This is a genomic window from Pseudomonas sp. TNT2022 ID1044, assembly GCF_028656895.1.
In the GTDB taxonomy this organism is placed as follows: domain Bacteria; phylum Pseudomonadota; class Gammaproteobacteria; order Pseudomonadales; family Pseudomonadaceae; genus Aquipseudomonas; species Aquipseudomonas reinekei.
The window spans coordinates 290,994-313,778 of the sequence record NZ_JAMDHB010000007.1 but is presented as its reverse complement, the minus strand read 5'-3'; the positions used below and the strand labels follow the sequence as shown (position 1 = coordinate 313,778).

At 59.2% G+C, this 22,785-nt stretch carries 18 protein-coding genes, 4 tRNA genes and 1 pseudogene; 8 read left to right on the top strand and 15 right to left on the bottom strand.

Annotated elements, in window-relative coordinates; translation table 11 throughout:
• The 6 genes from M5G20_RS11860 to M5G20_RS11835 all read right to left on the bottom strand — a co-directional run.
• A partial coding sequence (locus tag M5G20_RS11860; protein ID WP_273919265.1) for a DUF6531 domain-containing protein occupies nucleotides 1-2,205 on the bottom strand: 2,205 nt, incomplete at its 3' end.
• Between the two features lie 211 nt (nucleotides 2,206-2,416).
• Nucleotides 2,417-2,824, bottom strand: a complete 408-nt coding sequence (locus M5G20_RS11855; RefSeq protein WP_273919264.1) for a sel1 repeat family protein — start codon at nucleotides 2,822-2,824, stop codon at nucleotides 2,417-2,419.
• Entirely contained in the window at nucleotides 2,825-3,196 is a 372-nt protein-coding gene (locus M5G20_RS11850; protein WP_003223109.1) for a hypothetical protein, read from the bottom strand.
• A complete protein-coding gene (locus M5G20_RS11845; RefSeq protein ID WP_075948521.1) occupies nucleotides 3,193-3,534 on the bottom strand; it encodes a helix-turn-helix domain-containing protein in 342 nt (113 codons plus the stop codon). The genes M5G20_RS11850 and M5G20_RS11845 overlap by 4 nt, the downstream gene beginning before the upstream one ends.
• A 114-nt stretch (nucleotides 3,535-3,648) precedes the next feature.
• On the bottom strand, nucleotides 3,649-4,104 hold the full coding sequence (locus tag M5G20_RS11840) for a YkvA family protein (protein ID WP_273919263.1): 456 nt from the start codon (nucleotides 4,102-4,104) through the stop codon (nucleotides 3,649-3,651).
• A 293-nt stretch (nucleotides 4,105-4,397) separates the two neighbouring features.
• Nucleotides 4,398-5,111: an FKBP-type peptidyl-prolyl cis-trans isomerase gene (locus M5G20_RS11835; protein ID WP_273919262.1), complete on the bottom strand. Its 714-nt coding sequence runs from the start codon at nucleotides 5,109-5,111 to the stop codon at nucleotides 4,398-4,400.
• Nucleotides 5,112-5,377: 266 nt separating this feature from the next.
• Here M5G20_RS11835 and M5G20_RS11830 point away from each other — a divergent pair, with 266 nt between their 5' ends.
• Together M5G20_RS11830 and M5G20_RS11825 are read left to right on the top strand one after the other, a co-directional pair.
• Entirely contained in the window at nucleotides 5,378-7,186 is a 1,809-nt protein-coding gene (locus M5G20_RS11830) for a di-heme-cytochrome C peroxidase (protein WP_273919261.1), read from the top strand.
• A complete protein-coding gene (locus M5G20_RS11825) occupies nucleotides 7,183-8,352 on the top strand; it encodes a catalase family protein (RefSeq protein ID WP_273919260.1) in 1,170 nt (389 codons plus the stop codon). Before M5G20_RS11830 ends, M5G20_RS11825 begins: the two co-directional genes overlap by 4 nt.
• A gap of 128 nt (nucleotides 8,353-8,480) precedes the next feature.
• Here the strand turns inward: M5G20_RS11825 and M5G20_RS11820 are convergent.
• The 4 genes from M5G20_RS11820 to M5G20_RS11805 form a co-directional block, all read right to left on the bottom strand.
• Nucleotides 8,481-8,557, bottom strand: a tRNA-Asp gene (locus M5G20_RS11820).
• A gap of 19 nt (nucleotides 8,558-8,576) precedes the next feature.
• Nucleotides 8,577-8,652 (bottom strand) — tRNA-Val (locus tag M5G20_RS11815).
• Nucleotides 8,653-8,850: 198 nt separating this feature from the next.
• A tRNA-Asp gene (locus tag M5G20_RS11810) sits at nucleotides 8,851-8,927 on the bottom strand.
• A 19-nt stretch (nucleotides 8,928-8,946) separates the two neighbouring features.
• Nucleotides 8,947-9,022: transfer RNA gene (locus tag M5G20_RS11805), tRNA-Val, on the bottom strand.
• 159 nt (nucleotides 9,023-9,181) lie between these two features.
• Between M5G20_RS11805 and rdgC the strand changes: the two genes are divergently transcribed.
• The 3 genes from rdgC (at nucleotide 9,182) to sugE (ending at nucleotide 11,664) form a co-directional block, all read left to right on the top strand.
• Nucleotides 9,182-10,102, top strand: a complete 921-nt coding sequence (rdgC, locus tag M5G20_RS11800) for a recombination-associated protein RdgC (RefSeq protein WP_008060875.1) — start codon at nucleotides 9,182-9,184, stop codon at nucleotides 10,100-10,102.
• A 162-nt stretch (nucleotides 10,103-10,264) separates the two neighbouring features.
• Nucleotides 10,265-11,230, top strand: a complete 966-nt coding sequence (locus M5G20_RS11795; protein ID WP_273919259.1) for a bile acid:sodium symporter family protein — start codon at nucleotides 10,265-10,267, stop codon at nucleotides 11,228-11,230.
• 119 nt (nucleotides 11,231-11,349) lie between these two features.
• Complete coding sequence (sugE, locus tag M5G20_RS11790) at nucleotides 11,350-11,664, top strand: quaternary ammonium compound efflux SMR transporter SugE (RefSeq protein WP_027922462.1); 315 nt, start codon at nucleotides 11,350-11,352, stop codon at nucleotides 11,662-11,664.
• Nucleotides 11,665-11,716: 52 nt separating this feature from the next.
• Here the strand turns inward: sugE and M5G20_RS11785 are convergent, their stop codons facing one another.
• The 3 genes and pseudogenes from M5G20_RS11785 to M5G20_RS11775 form a co-directional block, all read right to left on the bottom strand.
• Nucleotides 11,717-13,585: an MFS transporter gene (locus M5G20_RS11785; RefSeq protein WP_273919258.1), complete on the bottom strand. Its 1,869-nt coding sequence runs from the start codon at nucleotides 13,583-13,585 to the stop codon at nucleotides 11,717-11,719.
• A gap of 96 nt (nucleotides 13,586-13,681) precedes the next feature.
• Nucleotides 13,682-14,833, bottom strand: a complete 1,152-nt coding sequence (locus tag M5G20_RS11780; RefSeq protein WP_273919257.1) for a TDT family transporter — start codon at nucleotides 14,831-14,833, stop codon at nucleotides 13,682-13,684.
• A 134-nt stretch (nucleotides 14,834-14,967) separates the two neighbouring features.
• A pseudogene (locus M5G20_RS11775) lies at nucleotides 14,968-15,216 on the bottom strand (MFS transporter); the annotation flags it as partial.
• Nucleotides 15,217-15,337: 121 nt separating this feature from the next.
• On the opposite strand from M5G20_RS11775, the gene M5G20_RS11770 reads away from it, so the two are divergent.
• Nucleotides 15,338-18,808 carry a hybrid sensor histidine kinase/response regulator gene (locus M5G20_RS11770; protein ID WP_273919256.1) on the top strand — a complete coding sequence of 1,157 codons (3,471 nt, stop codon included), beginning with the start codon at nucleotides 15,338-15,340 and terminating at the stop codon, nucleotides 18,806-18,808.
• Between the two features lie 49 nt (nucleotides 18,809-18,857).
• On the opposite strand, the gene rmuC is transcribed toward M5G20_RS11770, so the two are convergent.
• Together rmuC and M5G20_RS11760 are read right to left on the bottom strand one after the other, a co-directional pair.
• On the bottom strand, nucleotides 18,858-20,201 hold the full coding sequence (gene rmuC, locus M5G20_RS11765) for a DNA recombination protein RmuC (RefSeq protein ID WP_273919269.1): 1,344 nt from the start codon (nucleotides 20,199-20,201) through the stop codon (nucleotides 18,858-18,860).
• A gap of 196 nt (nucleotides 20,202-20,397) precedes the next feature.
• Nucleotides 20,398-20,721 (bottom strand): sel1 repeat family protein, encoded by a 324-nt coding sequence (locus M5G20_RS11760; protein WP_273919255.1) that lies wholly within the window; start codon nucleotides 20,719-20,721, stop codon nucleotides 20,398-20,400.
• Between the two features lie 997 nt (nucleotides 20,722-21,718).
• Between M5G20_RS11760 and M5G20_RS11755 the strand changes: the two genes are divergently transcribed.
• Both M5G20_RS11755 and M5G20_RS11750 read left to right on the top strand, forming a co-directional pair.
• Complete coding sequence (locus M5G20_RS11755) at nucleotides 21,719-21,943, top strand: hypothetical protein (RefSeq protein ID WP_003204606.1); 225 nt, start codon at nucleotides 21,719-21,721, stop codon at nucleotides 21,941-21,943.
• Between the two features lie 275 nt (nucleotides 21,944-22,218).
• A complete protein-coding gene (locus tag M5G20_RS11750; protein WP_075948438.1) occupies nucleotides 22,219-22,701 on the top strand; it encodes a hypothetical protein in 483 nt (160 codons plus the stop codon).
• The last annotated feature ends 84 nt before the right edge of the window (nucleotides 22,702-22,785 follow it).

The following is a 22,785-nucleotide window of genomic DNA, read 5'->3' as shown; positions in this document are numbered from 1 at the left end:
CGCTTCCGGCGGAATCAGCGCGGTCAGCCGTCCGAGCTCGTCGTAGCGGTATTCAGTGACGGCGCCGAGGGCGTCCTGCTCGGCGACCAAGCGGCCCTGATCGTCATAGGTTTTGCGCTGTTCACCGCCGTCGGCCGCGACCCGCCGCACCAGCCGCGCGCGGTCGTCGTGAACGTAGGTTTCCTCGCTGCCGTCGGCGTGTTTGAGCTGCACACCACCGTCGTCGTCCCAGGTGTAACGGGTGTCCATCTGCGCAAACGAGGCCCAATGCCGGGCACAGCGCACCGCTTTGCCGCTGCGTTCCCACTCCCAATAAAAACTCGCACCCCCGGCCAGTTGCCGCTGCAAAATGACGTGCTGTTCGTCGTAGTCGTAACGCTCGCTTTCACCCGCCGCATTACTCGCTTCAATCAGCCGCCAGCGGGCGTCGTAGCGATAGCTGACCAGCGTCTGCTCGGTGCGCCAGCCTGGTTCCTGGCTGTCAGCCGAATGCAAGCGCTGGTAGTCGACGGCGACTAAATGACCACGGTCATAACGCAACCACAGGCAACGCCCAGCGCCGTTGTCCAGCCGCTGAATGCCCCCGGAAAAATCGCGCTGCACGGTCAGACGGTTGCTATAGGCATCGCTGATCGCGCTCAACGCCCCAAGACGAAAGTGATAAAACCGCGCCGCCTCACCCGCCAACGCGACGATCAGTTCGTCCGGCTCATCCCCCAGATAAATCGCCGCCCGCGACAGGCTGTTGTGGATCGCCGGCCGCGCCAGGCTCGGCAACGGAAACGGCGTGCGCCGGTTTTCCGCGTCGATCCACACCACGGATTCGCCATCGATTTCCAGGCGCTGCGCCAGCGAATGGCTCCAGCCAAAGCCGAGGCCGCTGTCGAGTTCGACGGCACTGGTGCGGTACAAGCGGGTGAAGTCGAACGGCAGCACACCATCCAGAACCCCGTCGGTCAGGGTCAGCAGTTCTTCGCCGGTGACCAGCGACACCGGGCAGCCGTGGGTGGCGGTGCGCTCGGCGGAATCGGCGCTGTCGCCGTTGGGTTTTTTTGCTTGGGCCGGGGCGTCATCGAAAGGCTCGTGTTTTTTCAGCGAGGTGTTGTTACGGCCCTTCCAGCGCAACTCCATCCGGCCTTTTTTCAAGCTCGCCGCGACCCCCCGCGCAGCCACTTTTTTGTAGCGATCGACATGCCCCATGAAGGTGTTGATGATCGCGACCATCGCCTTCACAAAGCCCATGACGGCCTGACACAACTGCGCGCCGTACTTCATCAGGCGCACACTCAGCCATGCGATACCGACGCCCACCATGCTCAGCACGATGCCGATCAGCAGGTCGATGACCACGCCGACCACAACCCTGAAAATGGCCTCCGCCGAGGAGCCTGCGATGTAGGTCGGCGGCAACGCCTCGAGCCACAACGTCGCGGTACGCAACAACAGGCACAACGCCGCTTCATCGCTGGCCAGCAACATGGCCTTTTCGATCAGGTCGGGGGCGCTGTCGGCCAGCGCCGCCAACTCGCCTGCGCTGGCGCCGAGTTTGTCGGCGTAAGCCCGGGGATCTTTCAGAATGTCGCTCAGCTCGCCGAGGCCATCCCAAACAGCCTCGATTGCCGCCCAGCTCCCGGCCAACATGCCATTGCCCACGGCTGCCAATGACGCCGAGGCCGACTGTTGCGACCACTGCGGCTTGAACCTTTGCCACTCGCTGCGCAGCCACTGCTCCAGCGTCTGCGTCAGCCCGTCGTAGGATTGAAACAGCTCATCAACCTGCTGCGGCGTGACCTCGCTCTGCACTCGCACGCGGTAGAACTTGCCGGCCTCGCCCTTGAACTGGCCTCGGCCGTTTTCATCCAGCGTGAGCGTCTTCGTTTCACCGCCATCAACGGCGATCACATCGACCTGAATATTCCCCAGCGGAATGTCATGGACCGACTCGAACTTGCTCTCGATGTGCAGAATCCCGCCCTGCGGACACTGCGCAACCGAAGAAAAAAAGTCGTCATCAGCGCTGCTGACTACGGTGCTGGTGTTACCCAGTTTGATCACCCGCTCCATGCCCATCAGCGATGGCAAGTCGGTGGCGTGGCTGACCTTGTCGGCGGTCTCGGCAAACCAGCGTGCCAGCTGCTGACGGTAGAGCGTCAGGGTGTCCGGGAAGCTGTCGAGCTCGAGTTCAATGCGGGCGATGTGATCCATCAGCCCACCGAAACATCAGGAGCCACATAAAAAACCGGGTCGAACATAAGCAATCCTTCGCGCAGGAAATTGGGCGCGATGGACTTTGCGTGGGTTAAGCGGGGAAAGAAGTCAGGGAAGGATGAGGTTGCTGTAGGGCGATTCGCTAAAACGAAAACGCGGCGTAGGGATCAACCCCTACGCCACGTTGTTTTGTCAGAAAAGTCGCTATCTATTGCGCGTCATCGCGGGAAGCCAGCGCTTGCAGTTTGATCTGTGCCAGCGGATGCCCGGCCTTCGCGGCAATTGCCCAGAACCGCGCGGCTTCTTCCGGATCGGGCGCTTGACTCGGCGTTCCGGCGAGACTGAGCACACCCACTTGATAGGCCGCCTTGCCGTCCCCGGCCAATGCCGCCAGACGCAGCAGACGCACGCCTTCCTCGCGAGCCCCCAGACCGACGCCACGGAAGGTCAGAATGTGGCCATAGAAGCTCTGGGCGCCGACATCGCCCAGGTTCGCCATGCGGGCAAACTGGCCTTCAAGCCACTTCCAGCCACGCGGTTGACGCACGAACCATGACCAGTGAAACAGCCTTCGCGCCAGCCAGTAACCGGCCCACGCCTTGAGTCGAAGAAACACTCAGGCTTCCGCCGATTCCGGGTATTCGTATTCGAAAACGCGCACCACTTCCGAGGCGTGCCACGATGCCGCAGCAACGCCATCGGATGGCCCGGAGAAGCGCCCCAGTCGCTCGACACATTCAAAGAACCCGGTGCGTGGCAGGCGGCTGGCGCCCTGGCTGATCACCAGCGAACTGCGCAGCGGCTGCTCGGCCTTGGCATCCAGCGCGGCCAGGTGTTCAAGCGCCGCGGTCAGGGTTTGCATGGCAGGCGTCGGCAACTGCAAACGTTCCAACAATGCCCGATAAGTCAGAAGATGGCGCTGCCGGCGCGCCTGATCCAGTTCGCCCAGCAATCCGTCCCAGTGTTGACGACTGATGCGTACGCTCACGATTCATCCCTCCATCCGGGCACCGTCAATTCCCAGGCCAGGCTGCGACGAATCGCGGCGTCAGGCAGACGCTCGCCACTTTCGATCATGGCCAGATAAGACGGGCTGATGCCTACCGTGCGGGCCAACGCCTCAATGGCGATGCCCTTCCCTTCGCGCAAACTGCGTAGTTGATCAAGACCTGGAAGAATCGGGTCCTGGGTCGTCGCCAACGGCGCTGGAGCCGGGCGCGACGGTGTTTCGTTGAGGCCTGCTGCTTTCAGTAGAGCCTGATACTGAGCCCACGGCAGAACCGCATATTCGGGCTCGCCTTCGCGTGTAATTATCTGAATATCCATGACTACCCCGTAGGACAACAACACTTAGCGAGTCGGCACTTTTCCCTAGAAGTGTAATCCTAACAGCGGCTAAGGTCGCGGGGGGTATCTATCTGAGGATCAGACCGGATCGGCTCATCTTTTTTTCGGTCCCTGAAGTTGTAATTGCTCCGGTGTATCCGGCAGTCGCTCGACCACAGCAAGCTTCTCCGGCACCTGACGTTTACGCCACGCACGGAACGCGTTGAGTTCATCGTCGAGGACTTTCATCAGCCAGGCGAGTACGGCGATGTCATCGATCATGCCGAACAGCGGCAGGAAATCCGGGATTGCATCCACCGGACTGAGGAAGTACATCAAGCCTGCCACTACGGAAATCAACGCTTTGGGGCTGATGGCCCGATATTCGCCGCGCCAGTACGCCAGGCATAGAGCCTGCAACAGGCGCAGATCGTCTTTGAGTTTGCCCAACCGGTTGCCCTGGCTGGCACCTTTGCTGGCCACTGCGAACAACAAGGTCGGCAAACGCCCACGTGCGATCAGGCGTCCGGCCAGTGGCAAGAATCGAGCGAAATTCCAGGGTGCTTTCATCATTCCTCCCACGCAAATGTTATCCACACAAATTGTGGATAACCTTGTGAACAGACCTGCTTTTCACGGCTGAAAGCCCCGTAACACAAGGGCTGCGCTTAGATCGGGCGTTTTTTACTCATCAAAAAAAACCCAATATTTCATTGACTTGAAGGTCCGGCACGGTTAGCACCGGTCCTACATTGCCTATGACTCCAGCCTACAGCATCTGTTCGCTTTGTTGACCCACGCCAGATGCCAGATGCGACAACGCCCCGCATGAGCGAGGCGTTGTTTTTGCTACAGGCGCCGAATTACTTGGCTGCGTCTTCTTTTGTCGGATCCTTGATGGCCAGCAGTTCCAGGTCGAATACCAGCACCGAGTTGGCCGGGATGGCTGGACTTGGGCTCTGAGCGCCGTAAGCCAGTTCGCTAGGAATGTACAACTTGTACTTCTCGCCAACGTGCATCAGTTGCAGGCCTTCGACCCAACCCGGGATCACACCGCTGACCGGCAGATCAATCGGGCTGCCGCGCTCGACGGAGCTGTCGAATACGGTGCCATTGGTCAGCTTGCCGGTGTAGTGAACGGTCACTACGTCAGTCGGCTTCGGCTGAGCGCCGTCAGCTTTCTTTTCCACTTCATACTGCAAGCCCGAAGCGGTGGTCACGACGCCAGCTTTCTTGGCGTTTTCTTCGAGGAATTTCTTGCCGGCAGCTGCCGACTCTTCGCTCATCTTGGCCATACGTTCTTCGGCACGCTTTTGCAGTGCGGCGAACGCTTCAACCAATTCTTCGTCTTTGAGCTTCTGTTCTTTTTTGCCGACGGCATCTTCGATGCCTTGGGCTACGGCTTTGGAATCCAGGTCATCCATGCCTTCCTGAGCCAGGCTCTTGCCCATGTTCAGGCCAATGCCGTAGGAAGCTTTTTGCGCCGGGGTTTTCAGCTCTACGCTGGTCTGCGAGTCGCAACCCGCAAGTACCAGGCTAACCAGGGCAACCGCCGCCGCCAACCGATGCTGTTTCATGCTATTTCCTTGTTCATGCGCCGAAAGGGCAATCGAGTAAAGCCGCGAGCTTATCAGGCCGCCACGACCAATGGCTACCGGCATGAGAGCCAGAGATTTGCAATAAGTTCAGGTGTTTAAACGCTTTCGCAAATGAGGATGATGAAACTTCTGTCAGATTGATCTTGCAGAGGCAGTTTTGCCCTCACAACATCTGGCGTAATGGCCTCTTGCTGCTAATTGGCCACTGAGGCATAACGGAAGAAAAATCGACAAGGATGTTCATCTTGCGCCTCTTCTTCCGCTTGCTGGTTGTGGTCATTCTTCTGTTGGCGGCTGGCCTGACTGTGGTCCTGTACTACGTCGCCAACCCGAAACTGCCCTTCTATACGCCGCCGCAGCAGGTGCATTACCTGAACCAGTGGACTGAAGAAGACCGACAAACCTATTACTTCACCCCCCAAGGCACGCAAGTCAAAGGCCTGCGCTACGAGTGGTTTCAGGCCCTCGAACTGCCGTTCTCGCAACAGCGTTTCGCCTCACCCGAGTACCTGGCTCGCTTCGGTTTCCTGATTGATCCTGGGCAAAAAGCCACGCCAAACAATCCCGGCAACCTGCCCGTGGGCTTCGCCCGGCACCGAAATCCCGGAAGCCCGGCGCAATATCTGGACATAACTTGCGCCGCTTGCCACACCGGCGAATTGCGGTTCAACGGCCAGTCGGTGCGTATTGATGGCGGCGCAGCGCAACATGTATTGCCATCCAGCGTTCCTACATTGCGTGGCGGCAGTTTCGGACAGGCATTGGTCGCCAGCTTGACGTCCACTTACTACAACCCATGGAAGTTCGAGCGGTTTGCCCGCCTGGTGCTGGGGGAAAATTACGACGCAGGTCACGAACAACTGCGCAAAGACTTCAAAGGTTCGCTCAACACGTTCCTCAAAGTCGCCTGGAATGACACGCATCGCGGCCTCTACCCCACCGAGGAAGGCCCTGGACGCGCCGATGCGTTTGGCCGAATTGCCAATGCAACCTTCGGCGACGCCATTTCCCCCGCCAACTATCGCGTCGCCAACGCTCCCGTGGATTACCCACAGCTGTGGGACATGTGGACGTTCGACTGGGTGCAATGGAACGGCTCGGCGCAACAGCCAATGGCGCGCAATATCGGCGAAGCGCTGGGCGTCGGCGCAACATTGAATTTCTTCGATGCCAACGGCCAGCCACTGCAAGGAGATGAGCGCTACGCCTCCAGTGTCCGCGTGCGCGATTTGCATGCGATCGAAGAAACCCTGCAACGGCTGAAACCACCCGCCTGGCCAGAAGCGCTGCTTGGCGTTGTCGACAAACCGTTGGCAGCCAAGGGCCGCGCACTGTTTGCCGAAAACTGCGCCGGCTGCCACGTCCCGCGCAAGACTCAGGAAGGTGAGCGCTGGGTGCAACACCTGCCCATGCTGCCCGTGGACGTCATCGGCACGGATCCGGGCGCAGCCAACAACATCGCCAACCACCGATTCGACGTGACCGCCCTGCAATGGAATCTCGCAGAACTCGAGCAGATGGACGTGAGGTTGCACCCCACTCCCAAGGAACCGCTGGACCTGAGTCAGCTTTCGGTGGCCAAGGGCCTGGCCTACATCACCGCGTTCGTCGAGAGGCGCGCGTACCGCGAGGCCGGTGTGACGCCACAGGAGAAGCCTCGGCTCGATGGCTTCGGCCTGCCCATTGGTGTTCGCGAAAAAATCGCCTACAAGGCCCGTCCACTGGATGGGGTATGGGCGACGGCACCGTTTCTGCACAACGGCTCTGTGCCCAGCCTTTATCAGTTGCTGTCGCCTCAGGATGAACGCGCGACAACCTTCTATAAAGGCACCTTCGAATACGACCCCCGGCATTTGGGCTATCGCACCGAAGCCTTCACCAATGGGTTCCTGTTCGATACCCGCATCACCGGCAACCACAACAGCGGCCATGAATTCCGCGCAGGTGAGCGCGGCCGAGGTGTCATCGGCCGGCTTCTGTTGCCCGAAGAGCGCTGGGCGCTGCTGGAGTATTTGAAAGTATTGGGCGGCCCGCTGGAGGCACAACTGCCATGATCATGACCACTTTCAAAAAGGAACTGCCCTTGCTTGCCCGTCTGTGGTTGCGGCTGGGCCGTCTGCTCGGCAAAACCCTGCTCGTTGTGCTGGTTTCCGGCCTGCTTGTCTGGGCCCTGGCTGGTGCATGGTTCGCCTGGCAGCACCGCGGCCCCGTCTCCGCACAGGAGCAGATTCCGGACGGCGAAGCGGCGATGACCCAGGACGTGATCCAGACCGCGGTGCGCATTGTCGATCAACACCGTGAAAGCACCCGATATCTGCGTGACGCCCACGCCAAGGCCCATGGCTGTGTCAAGGCCCAGGTGCAGGTATTGCCGCAACTGTCGCAGGACCTGCGTCAGGGTGTGTTCAGTGAACCGGGCAAGGTCTGGCAGGCCACCATGCGTCTGTCCAACGGCAATGCGTATCCACAGTTCGACAGCATTCGCGACGCCCGAGGCATGGCGATCAAATTGCTTGAAGTTCCGGGTGCGCAGTTGCTCGCTGATCGTCAGGGGCAGCCTGAACAGGATTTTGTGATGTTCAGCCATCCAAACTTTTTTGTCAGCGATGTCGCCGAGTATCGCCAGAACGTAGCGGCGCAAGCCGATGGGCAAAAAGTCAGGGCATTTTTTCCGGGCTGGGATCCGCGAACCTGGCAGGTTCGCCATCTATTTATTGCGCTGGCAACCTTGTCGCCACCGCCTGAAAGCCCGACGCGAACCACCTATTTCTCTGTATCGCCATACAAATTCGGTGAGGCCAATGCGAAGTTTAGGGTGATGCCGGATCCGGATAATTGCCCGGCCTACGCCTTACCCAAGCAGAATCAGGATCTGCCGAACTTCCTGCGCAGCGCGTTGAACCAGCAATTATCCACGGACCGGGTGCCGGCGTGTTTTGTCCTGCAGATCCAGCGCCAGGATGCGAACAAATACATGCCGATCGAGGACACCAGTATCGAGTGGCGCGAGCAGGACTCCCCCTTCGAGACCGTGGCGAGGATCACTTTGCCGCCGCAGGATTTCGATACGCCGGCGCTGAATCTGCAATGCGACAACCTGTCGTTCAATCCGTGGTTCGGTTTGGAGGCGCATCGCCCGATTGGTGGCATCAATCGCCTGCGCAAAGCGGTTTACGAGGCGATCAGCGATTACCGTCACGCCCGTAACAGCGGGACGTAGCAGGCTTGGGCAAAGGCTGTAAGGCGTGCCCGGACAGACAGCTTGCCAAACGCCAGACAGCAAAAAGCCCGCATAAAGCGGGCTTTTTGTGTGGTGACCTGGCGTTCAGTGTTCCAGATTACCGAATATGGCGCAGCGGACGGGACTCGAACCCGCGACCCCCGGCGTGACAGGCCGGTATTCTAACCGACTGAACTACCGCTGCGCGAAACGCTTGAAACGAATGGTGGGTGATGACGGGATCGAACCGCCGACATTCTGCTTGTAAGGCAGACGCTCTCCCAGCTGAGCTAATCACCCTTCGCTTCGTTACGGGGCGCATTATGCCACAAGTTTTCGTAAAGTGTTGATTTAATTGAAGTTTTTTCAAATAAATCCGAAAACCGGTGAAACGACACATCCCGCGGGTAAAACGGTACAAACTTGAGACAGAAAAAAACCCGCTTTAGCGGGTTTTTCCGTGGTGACCTGGCGTTCAGTGTTCCAGGTTACCGAATATGGCGCAGCGGACGGGACTCGAACCCGCGACCCCCGGCGTGACAGGCCGGTATTCTAACCGACTGAACTACCGCTGCGCGTAACACTTGAAACGAATGGTGGGTGATGACGGGATCGAACCGCCGACATTCTGCTTGTAAGGCAGACGCTCTCCCAGCTGAGCTAATCACCCTTCGCTTCGGTGTGGCGCGCATTCTACGGAGCGACCCTACCTCTGGCAAGCACTTTTTTAATTAATTTTCTGATGCCTTCCAAAGGCTTAGAGAAGGGTTGGCCTATGGCACACGGAGGACAATAATGCCCGCCTTTGTATAAAGGAGAGACTCACCCCATGTGGTTCAAAAACCTGCTTATCTATCGCCTGACCCAAGATCTGCCTGTTGATGCCGAGGCGTTGGAAACTGCACTGGCCACCAAACTGGCGCGCCCATGTGCAAGCCAGGAGTTGACCACCTACGGTTTCGTCGCACCGTTCGGCAAGGGCGAAGATGCGCCGCTGGTACACGTCAGCGGCGATTTCCTGCTGATCAGCGCGCGCAAGGAAGAACGTATCCTGCCAGGCAGCGTCGTGCGTGACGCGGTGAAGGAAAAGGTCGAAGAGATCGAAGCCGAGCAAATGCGTAAGGTCTATAAGAAGGAACGCGACCAGATCAAGGATGAAATCATCCAGGCCTTCTTGCCTCGCGCCTTCATTCGCCGCTCGTCGACCTTCGCCGCCATTGCGCCGAAACAGGGCTTGATCCTCGTCAACTCGGCCAGCCCGAAACGTGCCGAAGACCTGCTATCCACCCTGCGTGAAGTGATCGGCACCCTGCCGGTGCGTCCGCTGACGGTGAAAATGTCGCCAACGGCAACCATGACCGAGTGGGTTACCACCCAGAAAGCTGCGGACGACTTCTTTGTGCTGGACGAGTGCGAACTGCGCGACACCCACGAAGACGGCGGTATTGTGCGTTGCAAGCGCCAGGACCTGACCAGCGAAGAAATCCAGCTGCACCTGAGCACCGGCAAAGTGGTGACCCAACTCTCGCTGGCCTGGCAGGACAAGCTGTCCTTCGTGCTCGACGACAAGATGGTGGTCAAGCGCCTGAAGTTTGAAGACCTGCTGCAAGACCAGGCAGAACAGGACGGCGGCGACGAAGCCCTTGGCCAACTGGACGCCAGCTTCACCCTGATGATGCTGACCTTCGGCGACTTCCTGCCAGCGCTGGTTGAAGCACTGGGTGGGGAAGAGACTCCGCAGGGCATCTAAACCCAACCTGTTCAAATTGACGGAACAGGGTCACCTGTGGGAGCTGGCTTGCCAGCGATAGCGGTGTTACAGAGGGCTCAAATGGAGTCTGACACACCGTTATCGCTGGCAAGCCAGCTCCCACAATGTTTTGTGGTGTTACTTATTAATAAGGATCAGGCCATGCGCGCACTGGCTGCATTGAGTCGTTTTGTCGGCAACACCTTCGCTTACTGGGTACTGGTTTTCGCTGTCGTGGCGTTTGTGCAACCGGCATGGTTCATTGGCCTTAAAGGTGCCATCGTGCCCTTGCTGGGGCTGGTGATGTTCGGCATGGGCCTGACCCTCAAACTTGAAGACTTCGCTGAAGTCGCACGCCATCCATGGCGCGTGGCCCTCGGTGTGGTCGCGCATTTCGTGATCATGCCCGGCGTGGCGTGGTTGCTCTGCCAGGCGTTCCATTTGCCGCCGGAAATCGCCGTTGGCGTGATTCTGGTCGGCTGCTGCCCAAGCGGCACTTCGTCGAACGTGATGACCTGGCTGGCACGCGGCGATCTCGCGCTGTCGGTGGCCATCGCGGCCGTCACCACCCTCCTCGCCCCGCTGCTGACCCCGGCGCTGATCTGGCTGCTGGCGTCGGCCTGGCTGCCGGTATCGTTCATGGAGTTGTTCTGGTCGATCTTGCAAGTGGTGCTGCTGCCGATCGTGTTGGGCGTTGTTGCCCAGCGCCTGCTCGGCGACAAGGTTCGCCACGCAGTGGACGTGTTACCGCTGGTTTCGGTGGTGAGCATCGTGATTATCGTCACGGCGGTCGTCGCCGCCAGCCAGGCAAAAATCGCCGAATCCGGCTTGCTGATCATGGCGGTGGTCATGTTGCACAACAGCTTCGGTTACCTGCTGGGCTACTTCACGGGCCGCATGTTCAAATTGCCATTGGCCCAGCGCAAGTCGCTGGCGCTGGAAGTCGGCATGCAGAACTCCGGGTTGGGCGCCGCACTGGCCAGTGCGCACTTCTCGCCGCTGGCGGCAGTGCCGAGTGCATTGTTCAGCGTCTGGCACAACATTTCCGGGGCGCTGCTCTCGACGTATTTCCGCCGCATGAGCGAGAAAGAAGACCGGAAAGTCGCGGGGCAGCAAGCCACCGAATGATGCGGTAACTTGATCCCCGGATTAATGCTGGGCACTATATTGCGCAACGCGAGGACGACCTCGCGGCTCGATCGAGTCATTAATCTGGGGACGACCCCGTCAATCGATGAGGGTCATTCATGTCCTGGATCATTCTGTTTTTCGCCGGCCTGTTCGAAGTCGGCTGGGCCGTCGGCCTGAAGTACACGGACGGTTTCAGCCGCCCACTCCCCACTGCCCTCACCGTTGCGGCCATGGCGATCAGCCTTGGTTTGCTGGGCCTCGCCATGAAGGAACTGCCGTTGGGCACGGCCTATGCGATCTGGACAGGTGTAGGCGCTGTAGGCACGGTGATTGCCGGGATCATTCTGTTTGGTGAGTCGATGGCACTGTTTCGGCTGGCCAGTGTGGCGTTGATTATTGCTGGGCTCGTCGGCCTGAAAGTCAGCGCTTAGGTCACTGACCCAATCGCGGGTTTGCCCGCGATTGGGCCGGCCCAGACACCCACTACCTGACGGCGCCCCGCAATTCTCCCACCACCCGCTGCAACTCCGCAGGCTCAGGCGCTTCAACAGCCGGCCCCGCCACCAACGTCACCCGCGACCACAACCGGCGAAACAATCCCTTGCCCGGATCACGGCTGAAGAAACTCCCCCACAACCCCTGCAAGGCCAGCGGAATCACCGGCACGGGCGTCTCTTCGAGAATCCGCGTCAGTCCCCCCTTGAACTCGTTGATCTCGCCATCCGCCGTCAGTTTGCCCTCGGGGAAGATGCACACCAACTCACCCTCCTTCAGATACCGGGCGATACGCGTGAAGGCCTGTTCGTAGATCTGGATATCTTCCTGACGCCCCGCAATCGGAATCGTCCCCGCCGTGCGGAAGATGAAGTTCAACACCGGCAGGTTGTAGATCTTGTAGTACATGACAAAGCGAATCGGCCGACGCACCGCACCGCCTATCAGCAAGGCATCGACGAACGACACGTGGTTGCACACCAGCAGCGCGGCGCCTTCATCGGGAATCAACTGCAGGTTGCGGTGCTCCACTCGGTACATGGAATGACTGAGCAGCCAGATCATGAAACGCATGGTGAACTCGGGAACGATCTTGAAGATGTAGGCGTTGACGCCGATGTTGAGCAGCGACACCACGAGGAACAATTGCGGAATCGACAGTTTGGCCAGGCTCAACAAGATGATCGAAACGATCGCCGACACCACCATGAACAACGCGTTGAGAATGTTGTTGGCGGCAATCACTCGCGCCCGCTCGTTTTCGGCGGTGCGTGACTGGATCAGCGCATACAGCGGCACGATGTAGAAACCACCGAAAACACCGAGGCCGAGGATATCGAGCAGTACCAGCCAGGTGTGGCCGAAGCCGAGAACTTCGATCCAGCCATGGTCCGCAGCGTTGTCCGGAATCCCTCCGGAATGCCACCACAGCAGCAGGCCGAACACGGTCAGGCCGAACGAACCGAACGGCACCAGGCCAATTTCAACTTTGCGCCCGGAGAGCTTTTCACACAGCATGGACCCGACGGCGATGCCGACCGAGAACACCGTCAGAATCAGCGTTACAACGGTCTCGTCACCGTGCATCCACTCCTTGGCATAGGCAGGGATTTGCGTCAGGTAAATCGCCCCGACAAACCAGAACCACGAGTTGCCGACAATTGACCGCGACACCGCCGGGGTTTGCCCCAGGCCTAATTTCAATGTGGCCCAGGACTGGCTGAAGATGTTCCAGTTCAGACGCATTTGCGGGGCCGATGCGGCGGCCCGGGGTATGCTGCGACTGGCCAGGTAACCGAGCACGGCAATGCCGATAATCGCCGTGGACACGACGGGAGCGTAATGACCGGACGACATCATGATCCCGGCGCCGATGGTCCCGGCGAGAATCGCCAGGAACGTGCCCATTTCCACCAGACCGTTGCCACCGACCAATTCATCTTCGTGCAGGGCTTGCGGCAGGATCGAATACTTCACCGGGCCGAACAGTGCCGATTGCGTACCCATGGCGAACAGCGCCACCAGCATCAGTGCCAAGTGATCGAACATGAAGCCGACCGCGCCGACTGCCATGATGGCTATTTCGCCGAGCTTGATCAGACGGATCAGCGCGTCCTTGGCGAATTTTTCGCCAAACTGCCCGGCCAGCGCCGAGAACAGGAAAAACGGCAGGATAAACAACAGCGCACACAGGTTGACCCAGATCGAGCGGTCTCCGTCGATGGTCAATTTGTACAAGATGGCGAGGATCAACGACTGCTTGAAGATATTGTCGTTGAATGCCCCGAGGGATTGGGTCACGAAGAACGGCAGGAAACGCCGTGTGCGCAGCAAGGTGAACTGTGAGGGGTGACTCATCTTCCATGTTTCCCTGATGTTGGGTAAAAGTGGCCGGGTTCTCTGATTGGAATGTCGATCGGCGATCCAGGCCACACATTACCTAAACTTTGCCGGTTATTTCTTTAATCCTGCAATACAGGGTGAGACAAACAACTCCCCTCTCCAAGCGCCCTGGACAGTGCGCTTGCCTACGATCAGCCACATCACCGCCAACAGCGCCACCAGCGCACAACCGAACACACTGAAAAATGTCAGGTGCAGGGTGCTGGCCAGTTTCAACGTTGCCAGAGCGTAGACACCCAATGGAAAGGTGAAGCCCCACCAGCCAAGATTGAAAGGAATGCCAGCGCGCAGATAACGCAGCGTGATCAGAACCGCCATCAACATCCACCACAAGCCGAAGCCCCACAAGGTGATGCCTGCGACCAGACCGAACCCGGCGGCAATCTCGCCAATCCCTGCCATACCGTTGGCAGCAAAGATCGCGGGAGCATCCGCCCCCAACAGCAACATCCCCAACGCGCCGGTGCCGATCGGCCCCAATGCCAGCCAGCTGGAAGCGGCCATGTTTTCGTGGGGCAATTTGTGCAAGGCCATGCGCAGCAGCAGAATCGTCAGGATGCTGAACGCCACCGGCAGGGAAAATGCCCAGAGCACGTAGCTGGTCACCAGAACCACTAGTTGCGAATGGGCATCCGCCAGGTGCGGCGCCAGCAAGCCACCACTGGCGGCCGCTACCTCCGCCGCCACGACTGGCAGCAACCAGACGGCAGTCATTTGGTCGATGCTGTGTTCCTGGCGGGTGAACATCATGTAGGGAATCAGCACCCCACACGCCAGCGACATCGCCACATCCAGCCACCACAACACCTCGGCCAGCGCGATGACACCGTCGCCCCAACGCGGCAGACCGAACAGCAGGAAGCCGTTGATGATGGTCGCCAACCCCATGGGAATCGTGCCGAAGAACATCGAAACAGTGGAATGCCCAAAAATCCGTCGCGCCTCGCTGAAAAACAACAGCCAACGCGCGGCATACAGGCCGGTGAACAATAGAAACAGCAGAATGTTGAATAGCCAAAGGACTTCGGCGATGGCGTGCAAAGCAGGGTTGGCACCGGGCAGTTGTGCCAGCGCCAATGCCAGTACCCCGGTGCCCATGGTGGCGGCAAACCAGTTGGGGGTGAATTGGCGAATGACTTCCATGGGATGCTGCAGGTGGCGAAACGGCTTGATACCGGGTTTGGCGATGTGGGTGCAGGTCATGATGAACTCCTGTCCTCTGGTGAGGTGGAACTCATCATAGAGCCAGATCGAATATCGATATAACGGGTAATATCTCTAACTGTTATCTATTTTACTGATTACCTCAACGCGGGAAGCCCTGCGTTTTTTTGGGGTCAACCGCCGGTGCTGCACACTTGGGGACGCTGCCGCAGCGATGCCACCAGCGTCCCGACAGAAAGCACTATCATCAGCACGCCATAACCATCGGTGGTGCTGACCAAACCGAAGGTGTGGGTGAGATTTCCGGCCAGCAACGATGGCAGGCAGAACGCCAGATAGCTGAGCACGTAGTAAGCCGACATCACGTGTGTGAGCGAGCCTGCTCGCGAAAAGGACCGCAAAAACACAAGGGATCTGACAGCCCTCTCCCCTGCGACACCCGACCACGCCACGACCTTGGTCGACACTGACTAACCCCTGCCATCGTGCGAGACTGTCTGTCCGGGCGGGAGGCCCGGGTGTCTTTGGTTGCCTGGAGTTCCCATGTCGCTGTCCAGCGGGCTGATTGCCGCCGTCGCCCTGGCCTATATGGCCATCATGTTCGCCATCGCCTTTTACGGTGACCGTCGCAGCGCGCCATTGCCGCCGCGGGTGCGTGCCTGGGTGTACAGCCTGTCGCTGGCGGTCTACTGCACCAGCTGGACGTTCTTCGGTGCCGTGGGCCAGGCGGCCGAACAGCTGTGGTCATTCTTGCCGATCTACCTCGGGCCGATCCTGCTGCTGATCGGGGCGCCGTGGGTCCTGCAGAAAATGGTGATGATCAGCAAGCAGGAAAACATCACGTCAATCGCCGACTTCATTGCCGCTCGCTACGGCAAATCGCAGTCGCTGGCAGTGGTGGTGGCGCTGATTTGCCTGGTCGGTGTGCTGCCCTACATCGCCTTGCAACTGAAAGGCATCGTGCTTGGCGTGAACCTGCTGATCGGTGCCAGCGCCGATACCATGGGTGTTAGCGCGCAGGACACGGCGCTGATCGTATCGCTGGTATTGGCGCTGTTCACCATTGTCTTTGGTACGCGCAATCTTGATGCCACGGAACACCACCGTGGCATGGTGCTGGCAATTGCCTTTGAATCGCTGGTGAAGCTATTTGCCTTTCTGGCGGTCGGCGCGTTCGTGACCTTCGGTTTGTACGACGGTTTCGATGACCTGTTCAATCAGGCCATGCTCGCCCCGCGCCTTGAGCAATACTGGAAAGAAACCATCAACTGGCCGTCGATGGTGGTGCAGACCGGCGTGGCGATGATGGCGATTATCTGCCTGCCGCGACAATTCCATGTGACCGTGGTCGAGAACATCGACCCGCAGGATCTGCGCCTGGCCAAGTGGGTGTTTCCGGCCTATCTCGCTTTGGCCGCATTGTTTGTCGTACCGATCGCCCTGGCAGGTCAGATGCTGCTACCGAGTTCGGTGCTGCCGGACTCCTTCGTCATCAGCCTGCCGCTGGCCCAGGCCCACCCTGCCCTCGCCTTGCTGGCTTTCATCGGCGGTGCGTCGGCGGCCACCGGCATGGTGATCGTGGCCAGCGTCGCGCTGTCGACCATGGTCTCCAATGACATGCTGTTGCCATGGTTGCTGCGGCGCAACAACGCCGAGCGCCCGTTCGAAGTGTTCCGCCAGTGGATGCTTTCGGTGCGTCGCGTGAGCATCGTGGTCATCCTGCTGCTGGCCTATGTCAGCTATCGCCTGTTGGGCTCGACCGCCAGCCTGGCAACCATTGGCCAGATCGCGTTCGCCGCCGTCACGCAACTGGCACCGGCGATGCTCGGCGCGTTGTACTGGAAACAAGCCAACCGCCGTGGCGTCTTCGCCGGCCTCGCCGCTGGCACATTCCTGTGGTTTTACACGCTGGTTCTGCCGATCGCCGCCCACAGCCTCGGCATGTCCCTGAACAGTTTCCCGGGCCTGGCCTGGCTGCACAGCAATCCGCTGAACCTGCCGATCACTCCGCTGACCCAAGGCGTGGTGCTGTCCCTCGCGGGCAACTTCACCCTCTTTGCCTGGGTCTCGGTGCTGTCGCGCACCCGGGTCTCGGAGCACTGGCAGGCTGGCCGCTTCATCGGCCAGGAAATCAGCGCCCGCCCCAACGCGCGCTCGATGCTCGCGGTGCAGATCGACGACCTGCTGCAATTGGCTGCTCGCTTTGTCGGTGAGGAACGCGCCCGCCAGAGCTTCATCCGCTTTGCCTATCGTCAGGGCAAAGGCTTCAACCCGAACCAGAACGCCGACGGTGAATGGATCGCCCACACCGAACGCTTGCTCGCCGGTGTGCTGGGCGCCTCGTCGACACGGGCCGTGGTCAAAGCGGCCATCGAAGGCCGGGAGATGCAACTGGAGGACGTCGTGCGAATCGCCGACGAAGCTTCGGAAGTCCTGCAATTCAACCGGGCGCTGCTGCAAGGGGCAATCGAGAACATCACCCAAGGCATCAGCGTGGTCGACCAATCGCTGAAACTGGTGGCCTGGAACCGGCGCTATCTGGAGCTGTTCAACTATCCCGACGGCTTGATCAGCGTTGGCAGACCGATCGCCGACATCATCCGCTACAACGCCGAGCGTGGCCTGTGCGGCCCCGGCGAAGCCGAAGTACACGTCGCCCGGCGCTTGCACTGGATGCGTCAGGGCCGGGCGCATACGTCGGAGCGGCTGTTCCCTAACGGGCGAGTGATCGAACTGATCGGCAACCCGATGCCCGGCGGCGGTTTTGTCATGAGCTTCACCGACATTACCCCGTTCCGCGAGGCCGAGCAGGCATTGACCGAAGCCAACGAGAGCCTCGAACAGCGCGTGACGGAACGCACCCATGAACTGTCGCAACTCAACCTCGCCCTGACCGAAGCCAAGGGCACCGCCGAAGCGGCCAACCAGTCGAAAACCAGATTCCTCGCCGCGGTCAGCCATGACCTGATGCAACCGCTGAACGCTGCGCGCCTGTTCTCCGCGGCCTTGACTCATCAGGACGACGGCTTGTCAGGCGAGGCGCAAAAACTGATCCAGCACCTTGATAGCTCACTGCGTTCCGCCGAAGACCTGATCAGTGATCTGCTGGACATTTCCCGCCTGGAAAACGGCAAGATCAATCCCGAGTCCAAGCCATTCGCCCTCAGTGAGTTGTTCGACACCCTCGGCGCCGAATTCAAGGCACTGGCCCGCGAGCAAGGGCTGCAATTCCGTGTCCGGGGCAGCAAGCTGCGTATCGACAGTGACATCAAACTGCTGCGCCGTATCCTGCAGAATTTCCTCACCAACGCCTTTCGCTACGGCAAAGGACCGGTGTTGCTCGGCGTTCGTCGACGCAAAGGCGAGCTATGCCTGGAAGTCTGGGACCGCGGACCGGGGATTCCGGCGGACAAGCAGCAGGTGATTTTCGAAGAATTCAAACGTCTCGACAGCCATCAAACCCGTGCGGAAAAAGGCCTTGGGCTGGGATTGGCGATTGCCGATGGTCTATGCCGGGTGCTGGGACATACCTTGATGGTACGTTCGTGGCCCGGGCGCGGCAGCGTGTTCAGCGTCAGAGTACCGCTGGCCCCGGCGCAAACGGCGCTGCCTGCCAAGGTTGCCGAACTCAATGGCAAGCTGCTCAGCGGCGCCCAGGTGCTGTGCGTCGACAACGAAGACAGCATTCTCATCGGCATGAACAGTTTGCTGACGCGTTGGGGCTGTCAGGTGTGGACAGCACGCAATCGCGAAGAGTGCATGACCCTGCTCAGCGAGGGGGTGCGACCACAATTGGCGTTGGTGGATTACCACCTGGACGACGGCGAAGCCGGTACCGAATTAATGGCCTGGTTGCGCACTCGCCTGGGTGAGCCTGTGCCGGGGGTAGTGATCAGTGCCGATGGGCGACCGGAGACAATGGCCCAGGTGCATGCGGCGGGATTGGATTACCTGGCCAAACCGGTCAAGCCGGCGGCGTTGCGGGCGTTGTTGAGTCGGCATTTGCCGTTGTAGTCATTCGCTCAAGGCAGGAATGTTTTTGTGGCGAGGGAGCGTTGGAAGACTACTCCGGCAACTCGACCAAACCATCGACATCTGTCATCGCCCGCTCAAGCAAATCCGCCGGCAGACTCTTGCTTGCCCGCGCGCCCAGCAGCTTCAACTGTTCACTACGGCTGACCAGGTTACCGCGGCCCTCGGTCAGCTTGTTCCGCGCCGAGCTGTAGGCTTTATCCAGTTGCTGCAGTCGATTGCCGACCTCGTCCAGATCCTGGATAAACAGCACAAACTTGTCGTACAGCCACCCTGCCCGCTCGGCGATTTCCCGGGCGTTCTGGCTTTGCCGCTCCTGCTTCCACAGGCTGTCGATGACCCGCAGCGTCGCAAGCAACGTGGTCGGGCTGACGATCACGATGTTGCGATCGAACGCCTCCTGAAACAGCGTCGGCTCAGCCTGCAACGCGGCGGAAAATGCCGCTTCGATCGGAACGAACAGCAACACGAAATCCAGGCTGTGCAAACCGTCGAGCCGTTTGTAGTCCTTGCCGGACAGGCCTTTGACGTGATTGCGCAGTGACAGCACATGTTGCTTGATGGCGATTTGCCTGATGCCTTCGTCTTCGGCCGCCACGTATTGCTGGTAAGCCGTGAGACTGACTTTGGAGTCGACCACCACCTGCTTGTCGCCGGGTAAATAAATGATCACGTCGGGCTGGAATCGCTCGCCGTCCGGCCCCTTGAGATTGACCTGGGTCTGATACTCGCGCCCCTTCTCCAGCCCGGCATGCTCAAGCACCCGCTCCAGAATCAACTCACCCCAGTTGCCTTGGGTTTTCTGCCCTTTCAAGGCACGGGTCAGGTTGGTGGCTTCGTCACTCAGGCGCAGATTCAGCTGTTGCAGGCGTTCCAGTTCCTTGGCCAGGGAGAAACGCTCACGGGCTTCGGCCTGATAACTTTCCTCGACGCGTTTTTCAAACGATTGAATACGTTCCTTCAGCGGATCGAGCAATTGCCCCAGACGCTGCTGGCTGGTCTCGGCAAAACGCTGCTCACGCTCATCGAAGATTTTCCCCGCCAGCTCGGCGAACTGTGCGCGCAGCTCGTCTCGCGAGCCTTGCAGGTCGTTCAGGCGTTGCTGATGGCTATCCTGTTGTTCGCGCAGTTCAGCCTTGAGCGAGGCCGTCTGGGCGTCCAGGCGCCGCAACTCGGCCTCTTTGCCGGCGCGCTCGATGTTCCAGGCATGGGATGCATCCCGGGCGTCGTCGCGTTCGATCTGCAACAACTCGACTTCACGGCGCACAGCGGCCAATTCAGCCTGCCTGGCGGCGTTGGCCTGTCCCAGATCAGCCACTTCATCGCGGCAGGTTTCAAGCTGGGCGTTCAAGCCGTCCTGCGCCAGTTGGGCCATGGCCAGACGCTCTTCCAGTAACGCGACGTCTGCCTGCGAGTTGCTGGCCCGGCGCTGGAGTTGCCAGGCCAATACCAACAGCGGCAATGCCGCGCCTGCCAGACCGAGCAACGCGCTGGTCAAGTCCATAGCCATAGCCATTCCTGCCTTCGAATTAAAGTTTGAAGGTTAACCAAGGCGTCAAGTCTTGGACAGCTCAGCCTTCGATCCGGCCCAGTTCCTGTTGCGCGCGCAGATCACCTGCCCGTGCGGCCTGACGCAACAAATCATGGCCGATCCGGCGATCGCGCGCATTCCCGCATTCACGGCACATCAACTGGCCCAGGCGACTTTGCGCGGCCACGATGCCTTCACGGGCCGGTTGCTTGAGCAAACGTCCGGCGATGTGTTTCACGTTCGGGTTTTCGCCCAGTCGCGGGCTGTCCAGCAACCACTCTGCCACCCGCATCGAAAAACGCTTTGGTGGGGCAACAGGGGATGTTTTGGAGGAAGAGGAATCGGATGGTGTACGAAACTTCATAAAGCACTGTGGGCAGATCGGAAGGCGCGCCACTCTACTCTTTTTTTCTTACAGGTAAAGCCGAAAAAATCCCGGCACGCCCGTCCTAGAGCAAGCGCTCGGGACAATCCACAGAAGCTGTGGATAACTCAGTGGACAACCGCCCCTGAAGCGTCGCAAAGCCCTGTGGAATGGGGCCTGCAGTCAAACTGACGATTTTTTCACCAGTAAAAAAAAGCGATGTTTTTCATTGACTTAAATTTTGGTTACAGGCACCCACCGCGCTTTAAGGCCACATGACAGCAGCGTGACAGCCTGCGCAACTAATGTGCACAAGTAGCTCATGGATGGTTATATCGATGCGCTTTTTCGGCGCATTTTGTCATCCGACCTGGGGATAAACCCTGCCAAACCCACGGTCCAGGCCGGTTGTTACCCGCTGGATGGTCATGACCACCGGTCGGAATCCGGATCGCTTGGCAGCACTTTCGTGGCGCATGACGCATTGAGAACGGCCTTTTGCAGACGCACAAGACGCCTGCGAACATTCTTTTTCGCTAGCACACTTCCTTTTGTCAATTCAATCCGTTAGTATCCCCGCCGTTAGTACCAAGCTGAAAGTCAATTCTGGTCGAACAAATCCCCCCGGATAGCCTTCCCAACGGAAGCCTCTGCCGATAAAAGCGGGATCGACCACCTCGATGGTTTCCAGGTAAATCTTGCGTCAACACAACCTTTGAATCGAAAGCAAAGGGTGTTGCCAGGCTCACTTACTCTGACCGAACCAGCCTGCAAATTGATCAGGATCTTCACCCCGGGCCCAGAACCTTTGCCCTTGATGTGTTGCCTGCCCTCCTAAGTACCTACCTGCCAGCCCAAGCGCGCCAATTTATCAGCGCTTCAAACTGGCTGCTTTGTTCCAGTCAGGTTCTTCGCTCGACCAACGGTGGTCGTCGTCACTGGAACGTTTTAATTTTGCACGGTTCTTATCCGTGTCGCTTGTAGGAACACCATGACTATGTCTACTCAAATCCATGCACAGGATGCCATCCGCACCCTAACCAACGCTTTTGCGCCAATGAACTGCCTGATCATGGCTGCTCGCAAAGGCTGCTTCAGCTTCACCCTGGTCAACGAACACGGCATCGCCCGACACAGCGAACGCCTGTACCCCGATCAGTACTCCAGCGCTGAACCGCTGCAGGCCGTGATCGAGCGTACCCGTCAGGCACTGGTTGCCTGAGACGCCAAAAAGGCTGAAACACCAAAAGCCCCGCTTAAAACGCGGGGCTTTTTGTTGCCTGAGATTTCGAATTGCCTTCACACCGGTTAAGTACCAACCGATATAACGGTTATAACTGGAAGCCGAAAATATTTTAAAAACAGGCCTTTACGCAGTGAATATGACACTACACTTCAACTCAAGCGGCTTGATCCGCTTCCGGCGAGCCTGAGTCGATCCACCGCTGCCAAGGCCCCATCAGGCATCGCCGCCCATTTCATGGATTCGAGGGTTCTATGGGTATCGCTGCCAGCGAACTGTGCCGTTATGTCATCCGTCCGACGCTGATCTACCTTGGACGCCATAGCGCAACTGCCGAAGCCCTGCTGCTGGGCATCGCCGCAAGCCAGTCGGCCCTTGGTTCCGCCCTGCACGACCGCCGTGGCCACGGCCTTTACCGTATCGCCGAACCCCGCCACCAGGCACTCTGGGACCACTACCTGGCGCTTGATCCCGAACGCGCAAGCCTGGTCCGCGGCCTGGCCAGCCAACACGCCTTTCTCAGTGGTCCGCACGTCGAATTGACCGTCAACCTGCGTTACGCCACAGCCATCGCCTGGCTGCTGGTCGAAGAACAGAACACCCCGCTCCCCGAAGCAGACGACCTGCTGGGCATGGCCAGAATCTGGCGCCAGACCTTCCAGCCCCAAGGCCGCCTGAGAGACTTCACCTTCGCCTGGCAAACCTGTGTATCACCGCTGAATCAGGTTGCCTGCTGATCACTCCTGGATCCAAAGATCGCACAACACGCTGCGAATCTGGTCGGATTGTCCTACAAAACCGCTCTAAATCAAGCCATACAG

Bases quoted from the DNA above. Each gene is read 5' to 3' on its own strand.
- rdgC (WP_008060875.1), top strand. From the start codon at position 9,182: ATGTGGTTCAAAAACCTGCTTATCTATCGCCTGACCCAAGATCTGCCT.
- rmuC (WP_273919269.1), bottom strand. From the start codon at position 20,201: ATGGCCCAACTGGCGCAGGACGGCTTGAACGCCCAGCTTGAAACCTGC.
- sugE (WP_027922462.1), top strand. From the start codon at position 11,350: ATGTCCTGGATCATTCTGTTTTTCGCCGGCCTGTTCGAAGTCGGCTGG.
- M5G20_RS11845 (WP_075948521.1), bottom strand. From the start codon at position 3,534: ATGGATATTCAGATAATTACACGCGAAGGCGAGCCCGAATATGCGGTT.
- M5G20_RS11780 (WP_273919257.1), bottom strand. From the start codon at position 14,833: ATGACCTGCACCCACATCGCCAAACCCGGTATCAAGCCGTTTCGCCAC.
- M5G20_RS11770 (WP_273919256.1), top strand. From the start codon at position 15,338: ATGTCGCTGTCCAGCGGGCTGATTGCCGCCGTCGCCCTGGCCTATATG.
- M5G20_RS11760 (WP_273919255.1), bottom strand. From the start codon at position 20,721: ATGAAGTTTCGTACACCATCCGATTCCTCTTCCTCCAAAACATCCCCT.
- M5G20_RS11755 (WP_003204606.1), top strand. From the start codon at position 21,719: ATGTCTACTCAAATCCATGCACAGGATGCCATCCGCACCCTAACCAAC.
- M5G20_RS11835 (WP_273919262.1), bottom strand. From the start codon at position 5,111: ATGAAACAGCATCGGTTGGCGGCGGCGGTTGCCCTGGTTAGCCTGGTA.
- M5G20_RS11785 (WP_273919258.1), bottom strand. From the start codon at position 13,585: ATGAGTCACCCCTCACAGTTCACCTTGCTGCGCACACGGCGTTTCCTG.
- M5G20_RS11750 (WP_075948438.1), top strand. From the start codon at position 22,219: ATGGGTATCGCTGCCAGCGAACTGTGCCGTTATGTCATCCGTCCGACG.
- M5G20_RS11825 (WP_273919260.1), top strand. From the start codon at position 7,183: ATGATCATGACCACTTTCAAAAAGGAACTGCCCTTGCTTGCCCGTCTG.
- M5G20_RS11840 (WP_273919263.1), bottom strand. From the start codon at position 4,104: ATGAAAGCACCCTGGAATTTCGCTCGATTCTTGCCACTGGCCGGACGC.
- M5G20_RS11795 (WP_273919259.1), top strand. From the start codon at position 10,265: ATGCGCGCACTGGCTGCATTGAGTCGTTTTGTCGGCAACACCTTCGCT.